The sequence below is a fragment of the Candidatus Symbiopectobacterium sp. NZEC135 genome, assembly GCF_025962695.1.
In genome coordinates this window covers 1-862 of record NZ_JAGFPF010000890.1, presented here as the reverse complement: position 1 = coordinate 862, position 862 = coordinate 1, and the positions used below count along the sequence as shown (strand labels likewise).

Genomic DNA, 862 nt, shown 5'->3' with positions numbered 1-862 from the left:
CTCCGGAGTTCATCTTGATGGAAGGGCCCACGACCGTCACCCCGCTGGGGTCAATCTTCACGAAGCTGCCGCCAACTTTCAGGGTCAGCTCAGCTCCCGCTTCAAGCACCACTTTGGCCCCGGATTTCACGTGCACTTCCTGGCCAGCTTCGACCAGCAAAGCCTGCCCCAGTTTCTGGTGCATCGAGGCATTCACCGTCAGCGAATGATCCCCCGTAACCTGAACACGCATCTCGTTCTCTACGGTCAGGTGATCGTTGGATTTAATGCGCGTGATGCGGTTGTTATCAATATCAGCGTGGGCATCGTGTCTGATATGCCAGACAACATCGTTCTCAATGCACGCGTTAAGATCTTTTTGTCCGTGCAGATAGATTTCCTCCTGTCCGGCCTGATCTTCAAAGCGCAGTTCATTGAATCCTTCTCCCTGATGCGTCTCGGTACGCAACACGGTGCGAGTCTTGTGAACCGGCAGGTCATAAGGAGGGCGCTGGGTGGCATGGTAGGTTCTGCCCGTTACGATGGGCTGATCGGGGTCCCCTTCAAGAAAACTGACGATAACTTCATGACCAATACGCGGGATGGCGATCATGCCATACTGACCGCCTGCCCAGCCCTGACTCACGCGCACCCAGCACGAACTCTGATCGTCGCTGGAACCGTATCTGTCCCATGGGAATTGCAGTTTCACCCGGCCGTGCTCATCACAGTAAATCTCTTCCCCGGCAGGGCCAACCACCGTGGCGATTTGCGGACCATCCACCATCGGTTTATAGGGCAATGCCGCACGCCACGTGATATTGGCATTAATCACGTCAAAACGGTTGCTGTAGGTGGTAGGCTCCCCGCCGCTTTCTTCTTC

Annotated in this window: 1 protein-coding gene; it reads right to left on the bottom strand. The window is 55.6% G+C overall.

Going from position 1 to position 862, the window contains the following annotated elements; translation table 11 throughout:
• Window positions 1–862: type VI secretion system Vgr family protein (locus J5224_RS31225; RefSeq protein WP_264628883.1), on the bottom strand; the 862-nt coding region annotated here is incomplete at both ends.